The sequence below is a fragment of the Lysobacter sp. 22409 genome (assembly GCF_052045105.1).
Taxonomy (GTDB): Bacteria; Pseudomonadota; Gammaproteobacteria; order Xanthomonadales; family Xanthomonadaceae; genus Lysobacter; species Lysobacter antibioticus_B.
The window spans coordinates 47,249-67,130 of sequence record NZ_JBQEOE010000019.1 but is presented as its reverse complement, the minus strand read 5'-3'; the positions used below and the strand labels follow the sequence as shown (position 1 = coordinate 67,130).

Genomic DNA, 19,882 nt, shown 5'->3' with positions numbered 1-19,882 from the left:
CTCATCCACGCCTCAGGAGCACTTCCATGGCCCAGTTCACCGTCAATGCGCAGCGCTTCGACCCGTACAAGAACTTCAAGTTCAGGGTCAAGTGGGACAACAAATACGTCGCCGGCATCAGCAAGGTCAGCGCACTCAAACGCAGTACCGAGGTGGTCAAGCACCGCGACGGCGGCGACCCCAGCAGCAGCCGCAAATCGCCGGGACGCACCGAATTCGAGGCGGTCACGCTCGAACGCGGCGTCACCCACGACAAGGAATTCGAGCAGTGGGCGAACAAAGTCTGGAACTACGGTGCCGGCCTGGGCTCGGAGGTGTCGCTCAAGGACTTCCGCAAGGACCTGATCATCGAGGTCTACAACGAAGCCGGCCAGCTCGCCATCGCCTACAAGGTGTATCGCTGCTGGGTCTCCGAGTTCCAGTCGCTGCCCGATCTCGACGCCAATGCCAATGCGGTCGCGATCCAGCGGCTGAAGCTGGAAAACGAAGGCTGGGAGCGCGACGTCGATGTGGTCGAGCCGGCCGAACCGAGCTTCACGGAGCCTGCATGAGTGCCGCTGGCGCGCCAGCATCGTACGTCGCGACGACCTCCGCCTCGGGCATGATCGAGGCCTTGCTGCGCGTGTGGGAAACCGCGTACTCGGCATCGCCGGCCGAGCGTGCGCTCGGCCTGCTGGCGGCGGTATGGCCCGAATACGATCGTTCGCATTGGCGCGGACTCTGCCTCGGCGATCGCGATGCCTGCCTGCTCCTGCTCCAGAAAAGCTTGTTCGGCGGACGCCTGCGCGCCGTCGCCGCATGCCCGGCCTGCGGCGACCGTCTCGAAACCGACTTCGATGCCGGCGAGGTTTGTCCCTTGCCCGCGCAGATGCCTTCGCCGCGCGAGCCCTTGTTGCTCAAGCACCGCGATTACCGGATCTACTTCCGCCCTCCCTGCAGCGACGACATCGAGGCGCTCGACGACAGCGCCGAGCAGGACGAAAGCGTGGGCCTGCTGTTGCAACGCTGCATAGTCAGCGCGCACTGCGGGCGGGAGGCATTGGCCGCGGCGCAGTTGCCGGCGTCGCTGCGCCGGCGCCTCATCGCCGCGATGGCCGATCACGACCCGCTCGCGGACCTGCAGTTGGCGGTCGAATGCCCCTCCTGTCGGCACGCCTGGTCGGCGTCGCTGGACGTCGCCGGCTACCTGTGGGAGGAACTGGACGACTGGGCGCAAGATCTGCTCGCCGAAGTTCACGTATTGGCGCGCAATTACGCCTGGAGCGAGCGCGACATTCTCGCCATGGCGCCGGCCCGGCGTCGCTTCTATCTCGACATGGTGCAAGCATGAGCGCCCGCAACGACACGGCCGGCGACGTGCGCGGTCCGGCGCGTCCCCGCGCGGATGCCGACGGCTTCCTCGATCGCGTAGTGGCGCGGACTCGCCAGCAGACGCCGTTGCTGACCCGTCGTCGGCCCTCGCTGTTCGAGCCACGGCAGCCCTCGGGCCCGGCCCCGGACATCGTCGAATCGATCGTCGTCGCGGCGGCACCGGCGCCCATGCCGTCACTCGCCCGGCCGAATGCAATCGAAGAGCACGCGCAGTTGGAAGGCGCCTCAGCGCTGCCGAGATCCGAAGCCGTTCCCCCCGTCGCCAATCCCGCGCCGACCATCGCCGCCTCGGCACCGCCGCCGGTGCCGCTGTCGGTGCCGCTGTCGGTGCCGACGGCAGTTTCCGTCCCGACGGGATCGCCTTACCGCAGCCATCGCCCGGCCGACCACGCCGAATCCGGTTCCACCGCGCAACGCCATCCGCATGCGCATCCGAACCGGAACTCACCGATCGGCCCGACCCAGACCGCCGGCGTCTACGAACCCAAGCCGCACAGCGAGCGCATCGAACGTACCGCCCGCGTCGAACACATCGAACGGGTCGAGCGCCTGACCCGCATCGAACATACGCAGTCGCAAGTGCAAGCGGACGCTGCGAGGTTGACCGCCGCCCTGCATGCCCAGGAGCCCGCCGCGGAGCCGCAGCGCTTGAGCGTCCCGGCAGCCCTGCCCAGCCCGATGTCGCGCAGACGCGACGCGGCGCCGGTCGCACCGGTAGCGAACCCGGGCCGCGCGGCCGCGACATCGCTTGCGCCGCTCGCATCGTCTCCGGCGCCGATACAGGTCACCATCGGGCGGCTCGAGGTCGGCGCCCTTGCACCTAACTCAGTGGCGGGTGCATCCGCGCCGGGCCCGACGCGCGAACCGAAACTCGGCCTCGACGACTATCTGCGCCGGCGGCATGGAGGCCGGCCATGAGCAACGCGCTGGCGATCGCTGCGGTCACCGCGGGATTGAAAGACCTGATCGGCAACGGTCTGCTCGGGCTCGATCTGTCGGCGATAGGCAGCGTCAGCGTCAGCGCCCTGCCGCCCGACCGTATCACCACCGGCCAGACCGAGCCCAATCAGCTCAATCTGTTTCTCTATCAGGTCACGCCCAACAGCGGTTGGCGCAATCAGGAACTGCCCGCCCGCGACGGCGCAGGCGCCCGCATGGGCACACCGCCTCTGGCCCTGGACCTGCATTACCTGCTCACCGCTTACGGCGCCCAGGACTTGGCGGCCGAAGCCCTGCTCGGCCTGGGCATGCAGTTCCTGCACGAAACGCCCACCCTGAGCCGTGCGCAGTTGCGCATCGTGCTCGGCCCGCCGACGCCGCCGTTCGGCGACTTCTCCGCATTGAGCCTCGCCGACCAGATCGAGTGGATCAAGATCACCCCGAAGTATCTCAACACCGAAGAGCTGACCAAGCTGTGGACGGCGATGCAGGCGCGTTACCGCCCCTCCATGGCTTACCAGGTATCGGTGGTGCTGATCGAGTCCGACGCCGGTGCGCGCAGCGCGCTGCCGGTGCTCAAGCGCGGCGCCGACGACCGCGGGCCGAAGGCTCTCGCGGCGGCCGCCCCTCGCCTCGACGAAGTCCGTCCGGCGGCATCGGAACTGCTGCCCACGGCACGCCTGGGCGATGTCCTGCGCTTGCGCGGCGAGCGACTGGTCGCCACCGGTGCGCAGGCGATGTTCGAAGCCGCACGCGGCGGCCTGCAGCAAACCCTGCCGGCGAGCGCGGGCGAAGACGAACATTCCCTGCTCGTTGCGCTGCCGGCGCCCGGCGATGCCGGCGCGCTGGCGGATTGGCGCATCGGGCAATACGCCGTGCGCTTGCGCGGCGAAGCGTCGCCGGGACAACCGGCGCTGCTCAGCAATACCGTGGTACTGGCGCTCGCGCCGTTGATCGAAGTGACTCCGCTGGCCGCACCTACCGGCGATCTCGCATTGACGATCCGGTGCCGGCCGCGCTTGTTGCCGGCCCAGCACGACGGTGTACGCCTCGTATTCGGCGACATCCAGGTGCGGGCCGACAGCATCGACACGCCCGCCGATCCGGCCGAAGCGAGCGTACTGGAGTTCACCGTGCCCGACGTGGCCGCCGGCGACTACCCGGTGCGCTTGCGCGTCGACGGCCTGGACAGCCTGCCCAGCATCGTCGGAGCCGACGGATTCGAGTTCGACCCGCAACAAACCGTGGTGGTGGCATGACCCCCCGCAGCGACCAGGAGACCGACATGCACGCTCGCGTGGCCGACGAAATGGAACGCTGGGCCGAAGCGAACCATGCTTACCTTACCGCGTCCCTGCATTGGCTACGGCTGCGGGTGCAGCGTTTGGCGACGGCGACGGCGCAAGCGCCGCCGGCCAGCGAGCGCAGCGCGACGCGCTGGTTCGCGCGCGGCGCTGGGGCCGCACCGGTCGAAGTCTCGGCGGTCTCGATACCGTCGACGGCGGACGAGCAAGCCGCGGCCGCGGCGCGCGCGCAGGCGGCGCAATCCGAACCCGCTCCCGCCCTGCTCTTGCTGGCCGAGCGGCTCGGCTTGAGCCCGTTCGAAACCGACACCCTACTGCTCTGCGTGGCGATGGAACTGGACCCTGCCCTGCCCGACATGATCGCGGCCGTGCAAGGTGCGCCCTATCCCAGTTTCGCGCTGGCGCTGCGCCTGTTCGAGCAACCGGTATGGGACGCGCTCGCACCGCAGCGCCCCTTGCGTCATCTGCGCCTGATCGAGATCAGCCAACCCGGCGCGACGCCGCTGACCGCGGCCGCGTTGCGCGCCGACGAACGCGTGGTCAATTACGCCAAGAGCCTGAACCTGCTCGACGCACGCCTGGAAGCGCTGCTGCGCGATCAGCCGACGCTGCCGCCGATCGCCCCCTCGCAGCAACGGCAGACTGAACAGATCGTGGCCATCCTGCGCGCCCATGGCGCGGAACGCGACGAGAGCGACACCGATCCCGGCCCACTGCCGCTGGTGCAACTGACCGGCGGCGACGCCGGCAGTCGCTACGCGATCGCCGCCCATGCCTGCGCCGCGTTCGGTTGCCGCCTGTATACCTTGCCGGTGCGTTCGCTGCCGACCGTGCGCAGCGAGTTGGAAACCCTGGCCCGGCTCTGGCACCGCGAAAGCCTGTTGCTGCCGGTCGCGTTGTACCTGGATGCCGACGAACTCGATGCCGACAGCGGCGAAACCGCGGACGCTTTGCGGACCTTGCTCGGGCATCCGCTCGGACTCGCCTTCGTCGGCCTGCCGGTTTCGCCACTGCGCGTGGACGGCGCGCAATGGACTGTCGAAGTGCAGCTGCCGAGCGCGGCGGAACAGCATGCGGCCTGGCGCGAGGCACTGCCCGCGGCCGTGCCGGACCGCGAACGCCAGGCCGAGGCGCTGTCCGGGCATTTCCGCCTCAACCTGCAGCAAATACGCGAAGTCGCCGCGAGCGCACAGGCGCGCGGCGGCGATGCCTGGGAGGCCTGCCGCGATCTGTCCGTGTCGCGCCTGGACTCGTTGGCCCAGCGCCTGGAGCCCAAGGCGCGTTGGGAAGACCTGGTGCTCGGCGAGGAAGCCGTCTGCCTGCTGCACCAGATCGCCGGCCAAGTCCACGAGCGGCACCGCGTCTACCAGCAATGGGGCTATGCCCAGCGCATGAACCGCGGCCTGGGGCTCAGCGCCCTGTTCGCCGGCGAGAGCGGCACCGGCAAGACCATGGCGGCGGAAGTCATCGCCAACGAGCTGCGCCTGCATCTGTACCGCATCGACCTGTCCTCGGTGGTCAGCAAATACATCGGCGAAACCGAGAAGAACCTGCGCCGCGTGTTCGACGCCGCCGAACAAGGCGGCGCGATCCTGTTCTTCGACGAGGCCGATGCCTTGTTCGGCAAGCGCAGCGAAGTCAAGGACAGCCACGACCGTTACGCCAACATCGAGATCAACTATTTGTTGCAACGCATGGAGGCATTTTCCGGACTGGCGATCCTGGCCACCAACATGAAGTCCGCGCTCGACGGCGCGTTCCTGCGCCGTCTGCGCTTCGTGGTCAACTTCCAGTTCCCCGGGCCCAACGAGCGGGCACGCATCTGGCACAACGCGCTCGCGCCCGGGGTGCCCAGGGAGACGCTCGACTACGACCGCCTCGCCCGCTTCGGCCTGTCCGGCGGCAACATCCACAGCATCGCCTTGAACGCCGCGTTCTCGGCCGCCCAGGCCGGCGTCGCCGTATCGATGCCGCTGCTGCTGGCCTCGCTGCGGGTGGAACTGCGCAAACTCGGCAAGCCGGTCAACGAAAGCGAATTCGCCGCGGGCGCCGGCCGGAGGCCCGGATGAGCGTCAAGCTGCATATCGAGCGAGTGGTCGTGCATGGCGCGAGGATCGGCGATGCGCAGTGCGGCGAGTTCGTACGTGCCTTGACCGACGAGTTGGCGCGCCTGATCGGCGATCGCCGCCTGGCGGACGCACGCAGCGGTGCCTCGCTGGCGCGGCTGACGGCGCCGGCGGTCCGCACCGATGCCGGAACCGCGCGACTGGCGCGCGCCGTCGCCGGCTCCGTCGCCACGGCCCTGGGGCGGGAGATCCGAAGATGAGCAAGAACGCTGCGCTCAAGGCCGCTTCGGCGCTGGCGCCGGTACCGGCGAGTGCCGGCGTCCTTGCGCGTCGCTGCGAATGCGGCAACCACACCATTGCCGGTGCGACCTGCGGCGAATGCGCGCGACATGCGCCCGCCGCCTCGTCGGCACCGGCGGCGGCGAATGCGCGTCCCACCACCAACGCGTCCAACGCAGCCACTCTCGCCGCGATTCCGCCGGGGCCCTCGCTGCAACGCCAACCGTCCGCCTTGCGCGCAACGCCGACGGCGCGTCGACCCGCGCCGGCTTCGCTCGCCGCCACGGTCCTGCCGCAGCGCATCGAAGCTGCGAGCGGGCATGAGCGCGAGGCCGACCATATCGCCGAGGCCGCCGTACAACGGCTCTCCCTGCCGACCGATCCTTCCGCGGGCGAGGACACCGGACAGGAGCCCGCATCGGCCGCGCGCATCGCCGAACTCGGCCCGGGCCGGCCGTTGTCGCAATCGCTGCGCAGCGCGTTCGAGAACGCATTCTCGTGGGACTTCTCCGGCGTGCGCGTGCACACCGGCGACGGCGCGCAGGCCGCGGCCGGCCGACTCGGCGCGCGCGCTTTCACTTATGCGCGCAATCTGATCTTCGGGGACAAGGTCGCCGATCCCGAAGCGGCCGAGCATCGCCATCTGCTCGCGCACGAGCTGACCCACGTCGTCCAGCAGGATCTCGGCGCCGGTGCATTGCCGGCACGATCGGGTTTGTCGCAACACATCGCGGCTGCGCCGATGCAGGCCCAGGCCGCGCCCTTGGTCACCGCCGTCGCCGTCTCCTCGGCCGAGCTCGGCGTCGGCGGCAACGACATCACCGCCACCGCTACGGTCGCCGGTCGCAGCGCGCTGACTTGGACGATCAATCCCGGCGGCGCCGTCCCCGCCGGCGTGTCCGTCGTGGGCGGCGGCCGTCGGGTCAGGATCCGTGCCGTGCAGCCGCCGCCGGGCACGGTGGTCGGCGGCGCGGCGCTGACGATTCGCGCCGAGGTCGCCGGCACGCCGGCCGACAACGCAAACTCCATCGCGGTGCGCTTGGTCCAAGTGACCAGTGCGACCTATGCCGCGGCGCCGGCGTTGGCCCCGGTGCCGGCATTGGTGGCAGGCGCAGCGCCGGCCGGCACCGCCGAGCCCAATCGCGACGGCATCAACGGCAACACCGCCACGGTCAACGCGATCACTGCGCCCGGCGGCCGTCCGGTGCGGGTGACCTTGCGCCGCGCGCTCGGCGCCCGCGTCGCCGGCAACGTCATCACCCCGGGCGCGCAGACCGGCGACATCCGCGTGCGCGTCGCCGACACCGCCACCGGTGCGCGACTCGACGAGACCCAGCCGGTCGCCGCACCGGTGGTCGGCGCTTCCGGCCTGATGGCGGAACTGACCGTCAATGCCGTGCCGACCCGGGTCACCGCGCTGACCTTCGCCGGCGGCGCGGGTCCCTATGGCGTGCAGAACCGCATCACCTTCCGATCCTCCGACGCCGCGCATGCGCCCTTGACCCGCATCGTCGGCGAGCTGATCACCCTCAATCGCAACGATTTCAATCTCGCTCCGGTCAATCCGCCGATCGGCTTCAACAACGCCTTCAATCTGCTCTTGGCCGTGCCGGCGAATGCCTGGGTCGATCAACTGGTCACGCCGGTCGCCCTGCCCAACGTCGCCGACGGGCTGCCGGCCATCGACGTCAATCGCTTCGTCGGACCCGGCGTGCGGCAGTTGCCGCGCTTCTGGAACTTCCGCCAGCGCTTCCAGTACTCGTCGTGGCGCGGCGCCGGCGCGGTGGTCAGCCGCACCTTCGCCGACGGCGTGCACGAACGCTCCCTGCGCGGTTCGCCCACGGCCGGATTCCAGTTCCGCACCGATCACCGCTTCGGCGGCGTTGCCGCTCCACCGCGCAACGATCCCTATGCCGGCAATCCGCTGATCGTGTTCAGCGCGGTGACGGCGACGCCGACCGCCGCCGGCGCGACCGCCTTGGCTGCCGACGGCAGGGCAACGGCTCGCTTGACCGTCGCCTCGACCGTCGCCGCACGCAGTGCCCGATGGAACGTATTGGCGGGCGATAGCGCAGTGACCGCAGGCAATCCCGCCGCGTTGCCGGCGGCGGCGACGCTGACCGCCGGCCTGCGCGCCGGAAATTTCCGCCTGCGCGCGGCCGATACGATCTTCCCCAACCGCCGTGCCGACGGCCGCGTCAGGGTCGAGGCCGTGCGCCTGCGCAACATGCGCGCGGCGCCCAGCCCGGTGCCGGTCGGCGTCTTGACCAGCGTGGTCACCCTCAATGCCAATCCGGGCGGACGGGTGGTGAATTTCATCGTCGATCCCGCCGCCGCCGCGGCAGGCGTCGTCGTGGCCGTCAACGCGGGTCCGCCCGGCGTAGCGGTCGCCGCGACCGTTACACGACCGGCAGGTTTCACCGGCGTGGTCACCGTGACTGCGACCGACTCGGTGCTCGCCGCGCGCAGCGCCACCATCAGGATCCGCTTCAGATGAACATGCGATCCGAACAGCACGAAGCGCTGCAATCGTTCGAGGTCGAGGGGCTGCGCGTGCGCGCAGGTCTGCGCGTCGCCAGTACCCTCCTGCTTGCCGGAGCGCCGATAGCGCTGCACTACTTCATCGAGGTCGAAGGCCCGGGCCGCCTGCATCTGGCCGTGGGCGGCGACCGCGCCAAGCAACGCCCGGCAGGTTTCGCGTTCCATGCCACCCTGGCCGGCAGCGGCACGACGCTGGCCGACCCTTGCGCCGGCGTACCCGATGTAGGCGGCCCGATCGGCCTGGTCGTCGTCGCGGCCGACACGCCATGGCGCCAGAGTTTGCTGCTGAACCAGTTCGTCGCCCTCGAGAACAGCCGCCGCTCCATCGCCGACGGCGAGCACGATCTGTTGACGCTGACCTGCCGGCGCGCCCTGAAGCTGGCGACGAGCGAGGAAGGCGCGCTCGACCTGACGCACGCGACGCCGCTGGAACTGACGCTGTCGTTCTTCCTCGAACGCGACGACGCCGCCGTCGCGGCGACCGCGGCCACCCTCGCGCAGGAAGTCTTCGATGGTCCGATCGAACGTCGCGAACCGGCGCTCGCCGAATTGTTCGCGATGCGCGATGCCGCGCGGGTACAAATCCGCGCCCTGACCCAGCATCCGCAGGCGGCCGTGGTCGAACGCGCCAGGCAAGCGCTGGACGCCTTGGAGTCGGTGTCGTGAAACCGCCCGCAGCGACCATGCCGCGACCGTCGCATGCAGCGTTTGCGGCCTGCGGCTGCGCCCACCCGCGCAGAAGCCAAGTATGCGGCTTATTGAGGGGCGACTGATGGAACGCCACGCCATCGAACGCAGCCTGCTCAAACCGGCGAACTCGGCGGCGGCCAGTCCGTTCGCCTTGCGCCCGAACGACACCGAGCAAAAAACCCCCTCTGATGCGTCGCAAATCGTGGCGCGCATGCCGCGCTCCCAGGTCCGGATCGATTCCGCCGACCTGATGCAGCCGGTCTCTTCACAGTCCGGCCGAATGCGTTTGCCCGCCCATATGTCGCTGATCGCGCCCTTGACCAAACCGCGCTCGCCGTTCAAGCCAGCGCCGTCGGCCTGGCCAAGAAAAAAGCTGAAGCTGCCGCTGCCCTCACCGCAGAACAAATTGCCGAAGTGGGTGGAAGGGCCCGAGTCTCCGCCGCGGCTGGAGGTTCCTCGTGTCGACCTCAGCCGCTTGCCGGGCCGCGAATCGCTTGTTCCCAAGTTAGGTCCGAAGGCGGAATGGCTGTGGTCGTTCGTCACTACCCTGTTCGACCAGGATCCGGGCCTGGACCCCGACCCTCTCCACATGTTCGGGCCGTCGGGCAGGACGGAGCTGTTTCAACAGGCTCAAGACGAGCTTAAGGACGAAGGCGAGGGCCACGACTTTCAATTCGAGACAAAATTCGATTTCCCGCCGCGGCGAGGAACCCGCTGATGGAGCGCCATGGCCTTCATCCTCGCCTATGCCGAAAAAACTCCGTTACCGCGGTGCGGGCCTCCGCGGGCCTGAACCTGGCGGCCACCCACGAGTCCAGCCAGCGTCTATCCCATGCGCGGCCATCGGCAGGCGTGGACTTCGCGCGAATCAACGCATACGCGCCGCAAGTCGCACCGCAAGCCGCGCCTCAAGGCGGACGCGCCGAGCCCGATGACACCGCCACGATTCCGCAGGTGCCGTCTTTCGTCCTGCAGCCGCCGTCCCTGCTCTCGCCGCGCCCGCGCTTTCCGCGCCTTTCGCTGGTGCCGCCGCTGCGCTTGTCGCCCCCGCTGCCGGCGACGTCCCTTACTCCTCCGGTACCGGCACCGTCATTGATGCCGCTGCGGTTACCGTTGCAGGCGCAGTTCGGACCGATGGCTCCGCTGAGCGGCCTGGACCCGAATTTCTGGCGACCGCCATCGACCGATATGAACTCTCGTATCGATTGGCTCGGCATCCGCCGCGCCTATAGCGCCCGCGGCAGCTACTTCGGCTCGCGCGATGCGGATTCCTTCGTCGCCGAGGCGCAACGATCGTCCGAGCTGATGCGCACGATCGGCATGCCGGAGCGATTGCGCTTGGGCCCGCTCAACCTCGACTTGCTCAATCTGGGGCTGCGCATGCAGGCCGACCAGCTCAACGCGCGCGAGAACCCGAACGTCATGGACCGCATGCAATCGGAATGGAAAGTCCACCACCCCAACGATATCAGGACGCCGATTTTCCCGTTCTTCAGTAGAGATTTCTGATCGGGCCGACAGGGAAACCAGACGATGAGCGGATACCCACGATCACCGAAACTGCTGCGCGGCGGCCTGGTACTGCTCGACCCCACGAGCGGCAACGTAATCCGAATCATCGGCCTGCAGTACAACCCCGACAGCATGACCCGCAGCCTGCAGATCAAGGGCATCGGCGGCGAATCCGGCGATCGTTCGGAAGCGCTGCGCTTGAAGGGGCCGCCGGCGGAAACGATCAAGCTCGAAGCCGAGATCGACGCCAGCGATGCCCTCGAGGCCGGTCAGGTGTCGTCCACGCTGAGCGGCCTGCATCCGCAGATCGCCGCGATCGAAGCGCTGGTCCACCCTGCCAGCGGCGACCTGTTCGCGGCCAATGCGATCGCGGCGACCGGCTCGCTGGAAATAGCCCCGGCGTTGGCGCCGCTGTCGGTGTTCGTGTTCGGCCCCAACCGGATCGCGCCGGTGCGCATCACCGAGCTGAGCATCACCGAGGAGGCCTTCGATGTATCGCTGAACCCGATCAGGGCCAAGCTCAGCATAGGCCTGCGCGTACTCAGCATCGACGACATCGGGTTCGACAGCAAAGGCGGCGGCTTGTTCATGAGCTACCTGCTCAGCAAGGAGCGCCTCGCGGCGCAGGCGATCGGCGCGGATTTCCGCGCCCTCGGCATTCCAGGCGTGTTCTGACCGCGAGCGGGAGATCGACCGGGACGACGCGGATTTCGATCCGCTGCAACGACGAAGGAGACGGCGATGGCGAACTACGACTTTCCTCCCGGCAGCCGCTACCACGCGGTGCCGGTGGCCATGCGGGTCGGCGAAGACGGCACGGTCGTGCCCTATCTGCAACGGCGGTTCCTGCCGCCGCTGGACGGCTTCGTCACCTTGCACGAACACACGGTGGTCGAAGGCGAACGCCCCGACCTCGTCGCCGCACGCGAGCTCGGCGATTCCGAAGCGTTCTGGCGCTTGTGCGATGCGAACGGCGTGATGCACCCCGACGAGCTCACCGACACGGTCGGCGAACGCGTGCGCATCACCTTGCCCGACGGCGTGCCGCCGCCGGCACGGGAATAAAGCCATGGTCCAGGGCATCCACCTGACGCTGATGATCGGGCCGGCGGTGCCGGTGCCGGCGCCGCGCGCGGTCGTGGATGCGTTGCAGAGCGTCGAGATCACCAGCGGCAAGGACAAGAGCGGGTTCCAGCTCAGCTTCGGCGTCGGCAAGGACTCGATGCTGTTGACCACCTTGCTGCCGGCCGGCTATTTCGACCCGATCACCACCCGCGTGGTGGTCATGGTCACGCTGGGCGGATTCCCGCACGTGCTGATGGACGGCCTGGTGACACGGCAGGAGCTCGCGCCGAGCAGCGAACCGGGGCAGTCGGTGCTGACCATCACCGGCGACGATCTGAGCACCGCGATGGACCTGGTCGAACTGGCCCTGCCCTATCCCAACATGTCTTCGACCGTACAGGCCTACCAGATCCTGGCCCGATACGCCGGACTCGGCATCGTGCCGATCGTGATCCCGCCGTTCATCCCCGAACAGCCGATCATGACCAAGAAGATCGAAGCGCAGAACGGCACCGACCTGGAGCACCTGAAGAAGATCGCCGACGACAGCGGCTTCGTCTTCTACGTCGAACCGGGCCCCCTACCCGGGCAAAGCATCGCCTATCTCGGGCCGAACATCCGCATCCCGGTGCCGCAACCGGCATTGAGCATCAACATGGATGCGCACACCAACGTCGAGTCGATGAGTTTCCAGCTCGACGGCCTGGCCAAAGAGACCTTGCTGGTCAATGTCCACGACCCGATCACCGGGCGCCTGCCGCTGGTGATTCCGATCCCGTCGGTGAACATCTTCCAGCCCCCGCTCGGCGCACGGCCGACGCCGCCGCTGAAGATGGTGATGTCGCACGACACCGGCGGCGACTCGACCGAGTTCACCCTCAAGAAGATGCTCGGCCGCATGCTCAAGGGCGCGGCCAATGCGATCACCGTCAGCGGTTCGCTCGACGTGTTGCGCTACGGCCATGTGTTGCGCTCGAAGCTGATGGTCGGCGTGCGCGGCGCCGGGCTGGCCTACGACGGTCTCTACTACGTCGACAGCGTGACCCACAAGATCAAGCGCGGCGAATTCAAGCAGAACTTCGAGCTCAGCCGCGACGGGCTGATTTCCCTGACTCCGAAGGTGCCGATATGAGCGACGGATCCAGCGGCGTACGACTGTATCCGGGCATTTACCGGGGCACGGTCGCCATGAACACCGATCCCGAGTTCCGCGGCCGGCTGCTGCTGACCGCGGTCGACGTGGCCGGCTTCGTGCCGACCACCTGGGCCGAGCCCTGCACGCCGCTGTCCGGGCCGCCCGGCCCGGGCATGGGCGTGTACGCGGTACCGCCGGTCGGCGCCGGCGTGTGGCTGATGTTCGAACACGGCGACGTCAACAAGCCGGTGTGGCTGGGCTGTCGCTTCGACACCAGCGCCGATCCGCCGGCCATGGCCAAGCTCGGCAATCCGGCCGATCCCAACATCGTCATCCAGTCCTTGCTGCAGAACATGCTCATGGTCAGCGACATGCCGCCTACGCCGATCACCGGCGGCATCGTGCTCAAGAGCACCACCGGCGCGATGTTGGTGGTCAACGACAGCGGCATCTACATCGACAACGGCAAAGGCGCCTCGATCTACCTGGTCGGGCCGACCATCACCTTCAACAAAGTCGCTATGGCGATCACCTGAGGACGCGGCCATGCCTGGATATCTGTTGCACGCCAACGCCGTCATGACCTGCCAGCACGCGGTCGGTCAGGCCAAGATCGCGCCGGTGCAGACGCGCGTGCTGGTGATGGGGCAACCGGTAGCGACGATCCCGCCGGGCGCGCCGACCATCGTCGTCGCCGGCTGTCCCTTCACCCTGCCTAACGGCAAGCCACAGCCCTGCGTCACCGTGCGCTGGTCGATGCCGAGCGCGCGGGTCACCGTCATGGGCTTGCCGGCGATGCTGACGCCGGCGCCCGGGCCGGCCCCGGGCATCTGCCAGAGCGCCGAACAGATCCCGCAGGGCGCGCCGATCGTCGGCGCCATGCAGGCCCGCGTGTTCGCGATGTAGCCGCTGCAGCACTAGCCGGAGAATCGCCATGCATCTGGACTTTCCTTTCCATGTCGACGGCCGCGGCCGCAGCGCCGCCACCGATCATGCCGGCCATGTGCGCGACATGATCGAGCAACTGGTGTTCACCCAGGCCGGCGAACGGGTCAACCGGCCCGACTTCGGCAGCGGGCTGTTGCAGTTGGTATTCGCCGGCAACAGCCCCGAGTTGGCCGCGACCGTGCAATTCACCTTACAGGCGGCGCTGCAACGCTGGTTGCAGGACGTGATCGAAGTGCGCGCCTTGCAGGTCAGCGCGCAGGACGCCGCATTGACCGTCGAGCTGAGTTACGTGCTGCTGCGCACCCGCGAAGAGCAAAGCGCGCGCTTCACCCGCGCGATCTGACCGAGGCAGGGATTCCGTCATGACTCTTTCATGCTGCAACGATCCGCGCCGCCAGGATGTCCGCGCCTTCGGCGGACGGGTCGGCCTGGACTTCGTCGAAGTCTCCGCCGACCAGCTCGAACTGCACGTCTATTTTCTCGGCAAGCTGCCGCCCGAGCTCGGCGAGGACGGTCCCGGGCTGCTGCGCCATCTGCGCATCGAAGGCGGCACCCGCATCGTCGACATCGGCATCGTCGACGTCGACCCTCACCCCAGCGGAGAACCCGATGTCGACGATTGGTTGACGGTAGGTCTCGATCGCCGAGGCGACCATTCGCGTTACCGCTTGCGCCTGCTCGACATCGAGGGGCTGGACCCGATGTACGCCAGCGCCGAGTTCTCCTTCAAGGCCGGCTGCCCGTCCGACCTGGATTGCGCGGCGGCTCCGGCCTGCATCGAGGAACCGCCGAACGAACCCGCGTTGTCGTACCTGGCCAAGGACTACGCCAGTTTCCGTCGCCTGATCCAGGACCGGCTCGCACTGGTTTCGCCCGACTGGAACCCGGAGCATGTGCCCGATCTCGGCGTCACCTTGATCGAACTGCTGGCCTATGCCGGCGATTACCTGAGCTACTACCAGGACGCGGTCGCGACCGAGGCCTATCTCGACACCGCGCGCCAACGCATCTCGGTGCGCCGGCACGCGCGCCTGGTCGACTATCGCCTGCACGAAGGCTGCAATGCCCGCGCCTGGGTCGCCATCGAAACCTCGCAAGATCTCGATGTGGCGGTCGCCGACATCACCTTCCTCAGCGGCATCGCCGTCGATGCGCCGGTGCCGCCGTTGCTCGGCGACGAAGCCATGCGCACGCTCGCGTCCGACGATCACGGCCGCTACGACAGTTTCCTGCCGCTGACCAGTGGCGACTCAGGCTCGATCGCCCTGCGCAGCGCGCACAACCGCATCGCGTTCTACGACTGGGGCCGCGACGACTGCTGCCTGCCGCGCGGTGCTACGGCGGCGGTGTTGCGCGACGCATGGGCGCAATCGCAAGGCGAGACACGCGCGCTGGAGCTGAAGGCCGGCGACGTGCTGTTGTTGAAGGAAATGCTGGGGCCGCGCAGCGGACTCGAGGCGGATGCCGATCCGTCCCATGTCTGGCCGGTGCGGCTGACCCGGGTCGAGGCGATCGAGGACACGCTTTATCCCACCGGTCCCGACGACCCACGGCCGATGCCTCTGCTGCGGGTGCAATGGCATGTCGACGACGCGCTGCCGTTCGCGCTGTGCCTCAGCGCGCTCGGCCCTGCGCCGGGCTGCGCGCGTCTGCGCGAAGTGTCGATGGCGCTCGGCAACGTGGTCCTGGCCGACCACGGCCGTCGCGCCGGCCCCCTCGACCTGGGCACGGTGCCCGAGGCACACGGCCAGGCCGAATGCGAATGCGAGGGCCAACCGTCGGAACTCGTGCAACGGCCCGGCCGCTTCCATTGGCACCTGCCCGATGCGCCGCTGACCCATCGCACCCAGATGCCGGCCGCCAGTCGCGCTGCGTCCGCCAGCCTCGATCAGGATCCGCGCGAAGCATTGCCTTCATTGCGGCTGGACGATGACGAGGGCGGTTCGTGGACGCCGGTGTTCGATCTGCTCGGCAGCGGCGACGAGGACCGCCATGTGGTCGTGGAGATCGACAACCAGGGCCTGGCCCATCTGCGCTTCGGCGACGACGACCTCGGCAAGCGCCCGGAGCCGGGCCGACGCTTCGCCGCCCGCTACCGGCTCGGTAACGGCAGCGCCGGCAACGTCGGCGCCCACGGCATCAACCGCGTGCATCTGCGCGGCGAATGGAGCGGCTTGCAGGTGCGCGTCGACAATCCTCTGCCGGCGCGAGGCGGCATCGACCCCGAGCCGCTGGCGCAGGCGCGCTTGCTGGCGCCCGACGCGTTCCGCAAGCAACGCCTGCGCGCGATCACCGCCGACGATTACGCGCGCCTGGCCGAACGCGATCTGCGCGTGCAGCGCGCCGCCAGCGAACTGGTCTGGACCGGCAGTTGGTACGAAGCCGACGTGGCCCTGGACCCGTACGGTCGCGTGCCGGCCGACGCCGAGTTGATCGGCGAGGTCGAAACGGCCCTGCACCGCGTGCGCCGCATGGGCCACGACCTGCATGTGGAAACGGCGGTGTACGTGCCGATCGAACTGAGCCTGGAAGTCTGTGCCCTGCCCGGCTACGAGCGCGGCGCGATCAAGGCCGCACTGCTCGAACGCTTCGGCGCCGGTCGCCGCCGCGACGGCCAGCCGGGTTATTTCCACCCCGATCGTTTGAGCTTCGGCCACAGCCTGCGGGCCAGCGCACTGGTGGCCGAAGCGATGGCGGTGACCGGCGTGGAATGCGCCCGCGTGATCCGCCTGCAACGCCTGTACGCGGCCGCCAACCGCGAACTCGAGGACGGCATCCTGCGCTTGGGCGCGCACGAGATCGCGCGCCTCGACAACGACCCCAACTATCCCGAGCACGGCAAGCTCTCGATCTTCGTCGGAGGTGGGCGATGAGCGCTCACGACTGCGGATGCGGCAGCGCCCGCTGTGGCTGCTGCGAAGGCGTCGCGGCGTCGACGCCGGTGGCGCTGGACAACCGGCGCGGACTGCCGGCGCTGGCCTACCGGGTCGGCACCCACGGCCGCTTCCTCGCGAGCATGAAAGCGCGATTGCCGAGCATGGAGGTCGAAGTGCCCGGCGACGGCCGACAGGCCGCACGCAGCTTGCGGCCCTTGCAGCCGCTGACCACGCGCGATCCGGCCGATCCGGCGATCGCCCTGCTCGACGGTTGGGCCACGGTCTCGGACGTGCTGAGCTTCTACCAGGAGCGCATCGCCAACGAAGGCTATCTGCGCACCGCCGGCGAACGCCGCTCCCTGGTCGAACTGGCGCGCCTGGTCGGTTACGCCCCGCGCGCCGGCGTCTCGTCCAGCGTATTCCTGTCCTACACCGTCGACGACAACCAGGCCGGGCCCGTGGAACTGCCGGTCGGCACCCGCGCGCAGAGCATCCCCGGCCCCGGCGAACTGCCGCAGTCGTTCGAGACCGACGAGGCGCTGCAGGCGCGGCGCGAGTGGAACGACCTGCAGATCCGCCGTGAGCGGCCGCAGCGGATCGAACTGGCCAACGTGCTCGCCCTCGACAGCATCCACGCGGTCGGTGTGGACACCGGTGTCCTGCCCGGCGACCTGTTGCTGCTCCAGTTCGGCGCCTCGGCCACCGCCGTGCACGTCGCACGTCGCGTGGTCGCGGTCGAACCCGACTTCGCCGGGCAGCGCACGCGTTTGCGCCTGCAGCCGCTGCCGCCACTGCAGGACCAGGCGCACCCGCTGTTGCAGATCCTGCAGAACAAACTGGCCTTTACCCAGGACGATCGCGCGATCGAGAACTGCGCGCAGCTGTTGAATGCGCTGCGCCTCGGCGCTCCGCGTCCGCCGATGGACGAATGGGCCGGCCTGCTGAACGGCGGGGTCGAGAACGGCAACGCCATGCAGGCCATCGACGCTTTCGGCGAGGCACTGGCCGAACTCGGACTACCGGGCGCGAGCGCGCCGAACGGCGGGCCCGACGACGCGGTCGAGCATCTGCTGGCGCCACGCCGGCTGCAGGCCGCCAACACCCTGCGCCTGCCGCGCAAACTCGACGAAACCTTCAGTTACGACGCCGATGTGCAGCCACAACTGATCACCGATTTCGCGCCGACGCTCAAGGACAGTTACTACGCTGCCTGGCGCGGCTCCAGCCCCGAACAGGCGACGCCCTCGTTGACGGCCGTGCACGTGCTCGGCGCCGGCGAGACCCTGTTCGGCGCCGGCTCGTCCAAGCCGATGCCCGGCACCACCAACAACACCATCCCGCCGGTGGAATCGTGGGCGGACTGGGTCTACGAGGACGACGAAAGCGACAGCAACGCCTTCCTCGGCAAGGCCGATCCGCTGCTCGCGATCGGCGACCGGGTCCTGGTCGTGCGGCCACCGCTGCCGACCGAGCTGTTGGCGCGCTATCAGGTGATGCACGTCGCCAGCGCGCATACCGGGCCGCGCAGCGCGTACGGCCTGTCGCAGGAAAGCACCCGGATCGAATTCGGCGCCGAAGGCGAGCACAGCGCCTGGCGCGATGTCGCCGACGGTCAGACCCGCCGCCGGATCGACGAACTGCGCCAGACCTGGCTGCACCCGCAACGGCGCCGGCTGGAGATGGCGGCCGAACCGATTCTCGACGACGTCTCCGGCAGCCGCCTGGAACTGGGCCCGTTGCACGAGCAACTCAAGTCCGGTCGCTGGGTGGTGGTGGAAGGCGAGCGCAGCGACATTCCGGGGGTGCGCGGCGTGCGCGTCAGCGAGCTGATGATGATCGCCGGCCTGGAGCACGGCAGCGACTTCTGGCGTCCCGGCGACCGTCCGCACACCACCCTGCGCCTGGCCACACCCTTGGCCTACGTGTACTACCGCGACGGCCTGCGCATCCACGCCAACGTGGTCGCGGCCAGCCACGGCGAGACCCGCAAGGAGGTGCTCGGCAGCAGCGACGCACGCCGGCCGCTGCAACGCTTCGCCCTGCGCCAACCGCCGTTGACCTGGCGCCCCGCGCCGACCGCCGCGGGCGCGGCGAGCACGCTCAAGGTGCTGGTCAACGAGGTGGAGTGGCAGGAAACCGACAGCCTGGCCGGGCTCGGCCCCGACGCGCGCGCCTACGTCACCGTGACCGGCGACGACGGCGTGACCTCGGTGGTGTTCGGCGACGGCGTCAACGGCCTGCGCCCGCCGAGCGGCTTCGAGAACCTGCGCGCCGAATACCGCAACGGCATCGGCAAGGGCGGCAACGTGCGCGCCGGACAGATCTCGCTGTTGATCAGCCGTCCGCTCGGGATCAAGGAGGTGATCAATCCGTTGCACGCCTCCGGCGGCGCCGACCGCGAAAGCATCGGGCTGATCCGCGAGAACGCGCCGCGTTCGTTGATGGCGCTGGACCGGCTGGTGTCGCTGTCGGACTACGCCGACTTCACCCGCATGTTCGCCGGCATCGCCAAGGCCGTGGCGGCGCGGCTCAGCGACGGCGTGCGCGAAGTGGTGCACATCACCGTCGCCGGGGTCGACGACATGCCGCTGGACCCGAACTCCGATCTCTATCGCAACCTCATGCAGGCCCTGCGCGAACTCGGCGACCCCGCCTTGTCGGTGCAGGTGGCCATGCGCGAACGCATTGCCCTGGTGCTGCAGGCGCGGCTGCGTCTGTTGCCCGGTCATCGCTGGGAGCCGGTCGCGACCGCGGTACGCGAGCGCCTGCTGGAACGCTTCGGCTTCGACCAACGCGCCCTGGCCCGGCCGGCCCTGCTGTGCGAGATCGTCGCGGCGATGCAGTCGGTGCGCGGCGTCGACTGGGTCGACGTCGACAGCTTCGGCGGTATCCCCGAGACCGTCATCGACTGGCAGAGCGACCAACGCCGGCTGATAAGCCAGGACGAGATCACCGACATCGTCCAGGCCATCGTCTACGGCGACAGCGACAGCGGCTTCAACGGCAACGACGAACAGCCGATACCGGTCCAGCCGCCCGCCCGCGTCGAGGCCGGCCCCGCCGAGCCCGATGGCGACACGATCCGTCCGGCGCGGCTCGCCTGCTTCGTGCCGAACGTGCCCGACACCCTGATCCTCAATCCGGTCCAGTGAGCGA

Annotated in this window: 18 protein-coding genes; all 18 read left to right on the top strand. The window is 68.9% G+C overall.

Annotated elements, in window-relative coordinates; translation table 11 throughout:
* The first annotated feature begins 26 nt into the window (after positions 1-26).
* The 18 genes from ACTJJK_RS11910 (at position 27) to ACTJJK_RS11825 (ending at position 19,878) form a co-directional block, all read left to right on the top strand.
* Positions 27-551, top strand: a complete 525-nt coding sequence (locus ACTJJK_RS11910; RefSeq protein ID WP_031372341.1) for a phage tail protein — start codon at positions 27-29, stop codon at positions 549-551.
* The gene (locus ACTJJK_RS11905) at positions 548-1,330 is read left to right on the top strand and encodes a hypothetical protein (protein ID WP_152566252.1); all 783 of its coding nucleotides are present in this window, start codon (positions 548-550) and stop codon (positions 1,328-1,330) included. The genes ACTJJK_RS11910 and ACTJJK_RS11905 overlap by 4 nt, the downstream gene beginning before the upstream one ends.
* Positions 1,327-2,289, top strand: a complete 963-nt coding sequence (locus tag ACTJJK_RS11900; protein ID WP_440730289.1) for a hypothetical protein — start codon at positions 1,327-1,329, stop codon at positions 2,287-2,289. Before ACTJJK_RS11905 ends, ACTJJK_RS11900 begins: the two co-directional genes overlap by 4 nt.
* A complete protein-coding gene (locus ACTJJK_RS11895) occupies positions 2,286-3,569 on the top strand; it encodes a DUF4255 domain-containing protein (RefSeq protein WP_440730288.1) in 1,284 nt (427 codons plus the stop codon). The genes ACTJJK_RS11900 and ACTJJK_RS11895 overlap by 4 nt, the downstream gene beginning before the upstream one ends.
* On the top strand, positions 3,566-5,683 hold the full coding sequence (locus ACTJJK_RS11890) for an ATP-binding protein (RefSeq protein WP_440730287.1): 2,118 nt from the start codon (positions 3,566-3,568) through the stop codon (positions 5,681-5,683). Before ACTJJK_RS11895 ends, ACTJJK_RS11890 begins: the two co-directional genes overlap by 4 nt.
* Complete coding sequence (locus ACTJJK_RS11885; RefSeq protein WP_223620176.1) at positions 5,680-5,940, top strand: hypothetical protein; 261 nt, start codon at positions 5,680-5,682, stop codon at positions 5,938-5,940. The genes ACTJJK_RS11890 and ACTJJK_RS11885 overlap by 4 nt, the downstream gene beginning before the upstream one ends.
* On the top strand, positions 5,937-8,456 hold the full coding sequence (locus ACTJJK_RS11880; protein WP_440730286.1) for an eCIS core domain-containing protein: 2,520 nt from the start codon (positions 5,937-5,939) through the stop codon (positions 8,454-8,456). Before ACTJJK_RS11885 ends, ACTJJK_RS11880 begins: the two co-directional genes overlap by 4 nt.
* Positions 8,453-9,166, top strand: a complete 714-nt coding sequence (locus ACTJJK_RS11875; protein ID WP_440730285.1) for a hypothetical protein — start codon at positions 8,453-8,455, stop codon at positions 9,164-9,166. Before ACTJJK_RS11880 ends, ACTJJK_RS11875 begins: the two co-directional genes overlap by 4 nt.
* A gap of 106 nt (positions 9,167-9,272) precedes the next feature.
* Positions 9,273-9,908: a hypothetical protein gene (locus ACTJJK_RS11870; protein WP_223620173.1), complete on the top strand. Its 636-nt coding sequence runs from the start codon at positions 9,273-9,275 to the stop codon at positions 9,906-9,908.
* Entirely contained in the window at positions 9,908-10,699 is a 792-nt protein-coding gene (locus ACTJJK_RS11865; RefSeq protein WP_440730284.1) for a hypothetical protein, read from the top strand. Before ACTJJK_RS11870 ends, ACTJJK_RS11865 begins: the two co-directional genes overlap by 1 nt.
* Positions 10,700-10,723: 24 nt before the next feature.
* Complete coding sequence (locus ACTJJK_RS11860; protein WP_031372331.1) at positions 10,724-11,377, top strand: hypothetical protein; 654 nt, start codon at positions 10,724-10,726, stop codon at positions 11,375-11,377.
* Positions 11,378-11,443: 66 nt separating this feature from the next.
* Positions 11,444-11,767, top strand: a complete 324-nt coding sequence (locus ACTJJK_RS11855; RefSeq protein WP_031372330.1) for a hypothetical protein — start codon at positions 11,444-11,446, stop codon at positions 11,765-11,767.
* A 4-nt stretch (positions 11,768-11,771) separates the two neighbouring features.
* Positions 11,772-12,899, top strand: a complete 1,128-nt coding sequence (locus tag ACTJJK_RS11850; protein ID WP_440730283.1) for a hypothetical protein — start codon at positions 11,772-11,774, stop codon at positions 12,897-12,899.
* Positions 12,896-13,438: a phage baseplate assembly protein V gene (locus ACTJJK_RS11845; protein WP_031372328.1), complete on the top strand. Its 543-nt coding sequence runs from the start codon at positions 12,896-12,898 to the stop codon at positions 13,436-13,438. Before ACTJJK_RS11850 ends, ACTJJK_RS11845 begins: the two co-directional genes overlap by 4 nt.
* Positions 13,439-13,448: 10 nt before the next feature.
* The gene (locus ACTJJK_RS11840) at positions 13,449-13,808 is read left to right on the top strand and encodes a hypothetical protein (protein WP_031372327.1); all 360 of its coding nucleotides are present in this window, start codon (positions 13,449-13,451) and stop codon (positions 13,806-13,808) included.
* 28 nt (positions 13,809-13,836) lie between these two features.
* The gene (locus ACTJJK_RS11835; protein WP_031372326.1) at positions 13,837-14,193 is read left to right on the top strand and encodes a GPW/gp25 family protein; all 357 of its coding nucleotides are present in this window, start codon (positions 13,837-13,839) and stop codon (positions 14,191-14,193) included.
* Between the two features lie 19 nt (positions 14,194-14,212).
* Positions 14,213-16,723, top strand: a complete 2,511-nt coding sequence (locus ACTJJK_RS11830; RefSeq protein ID WP_440730282.1) for a putative baseplate assembly protein — start codon at positions 14,213-14,215, stop codon at positions 16,721-16,723.
* Positions 16,720-19,878, top strand: coding sequence for a putative baseplate assembly protein (locus ACTJJK_RS11825; RefSeq protein ID WP_440730281.1), 3,159 nt, complete (start codon positions 16,720-16,722; stop codon positions 19,876-19,878). Before ACTJJK_RS11830 ends, ACTJJK_RS11825 begins: the two co-directional genes overlap by 4 nt.
* Positions 19,879-19,882 lie beyond the last annotated feature (4 nt).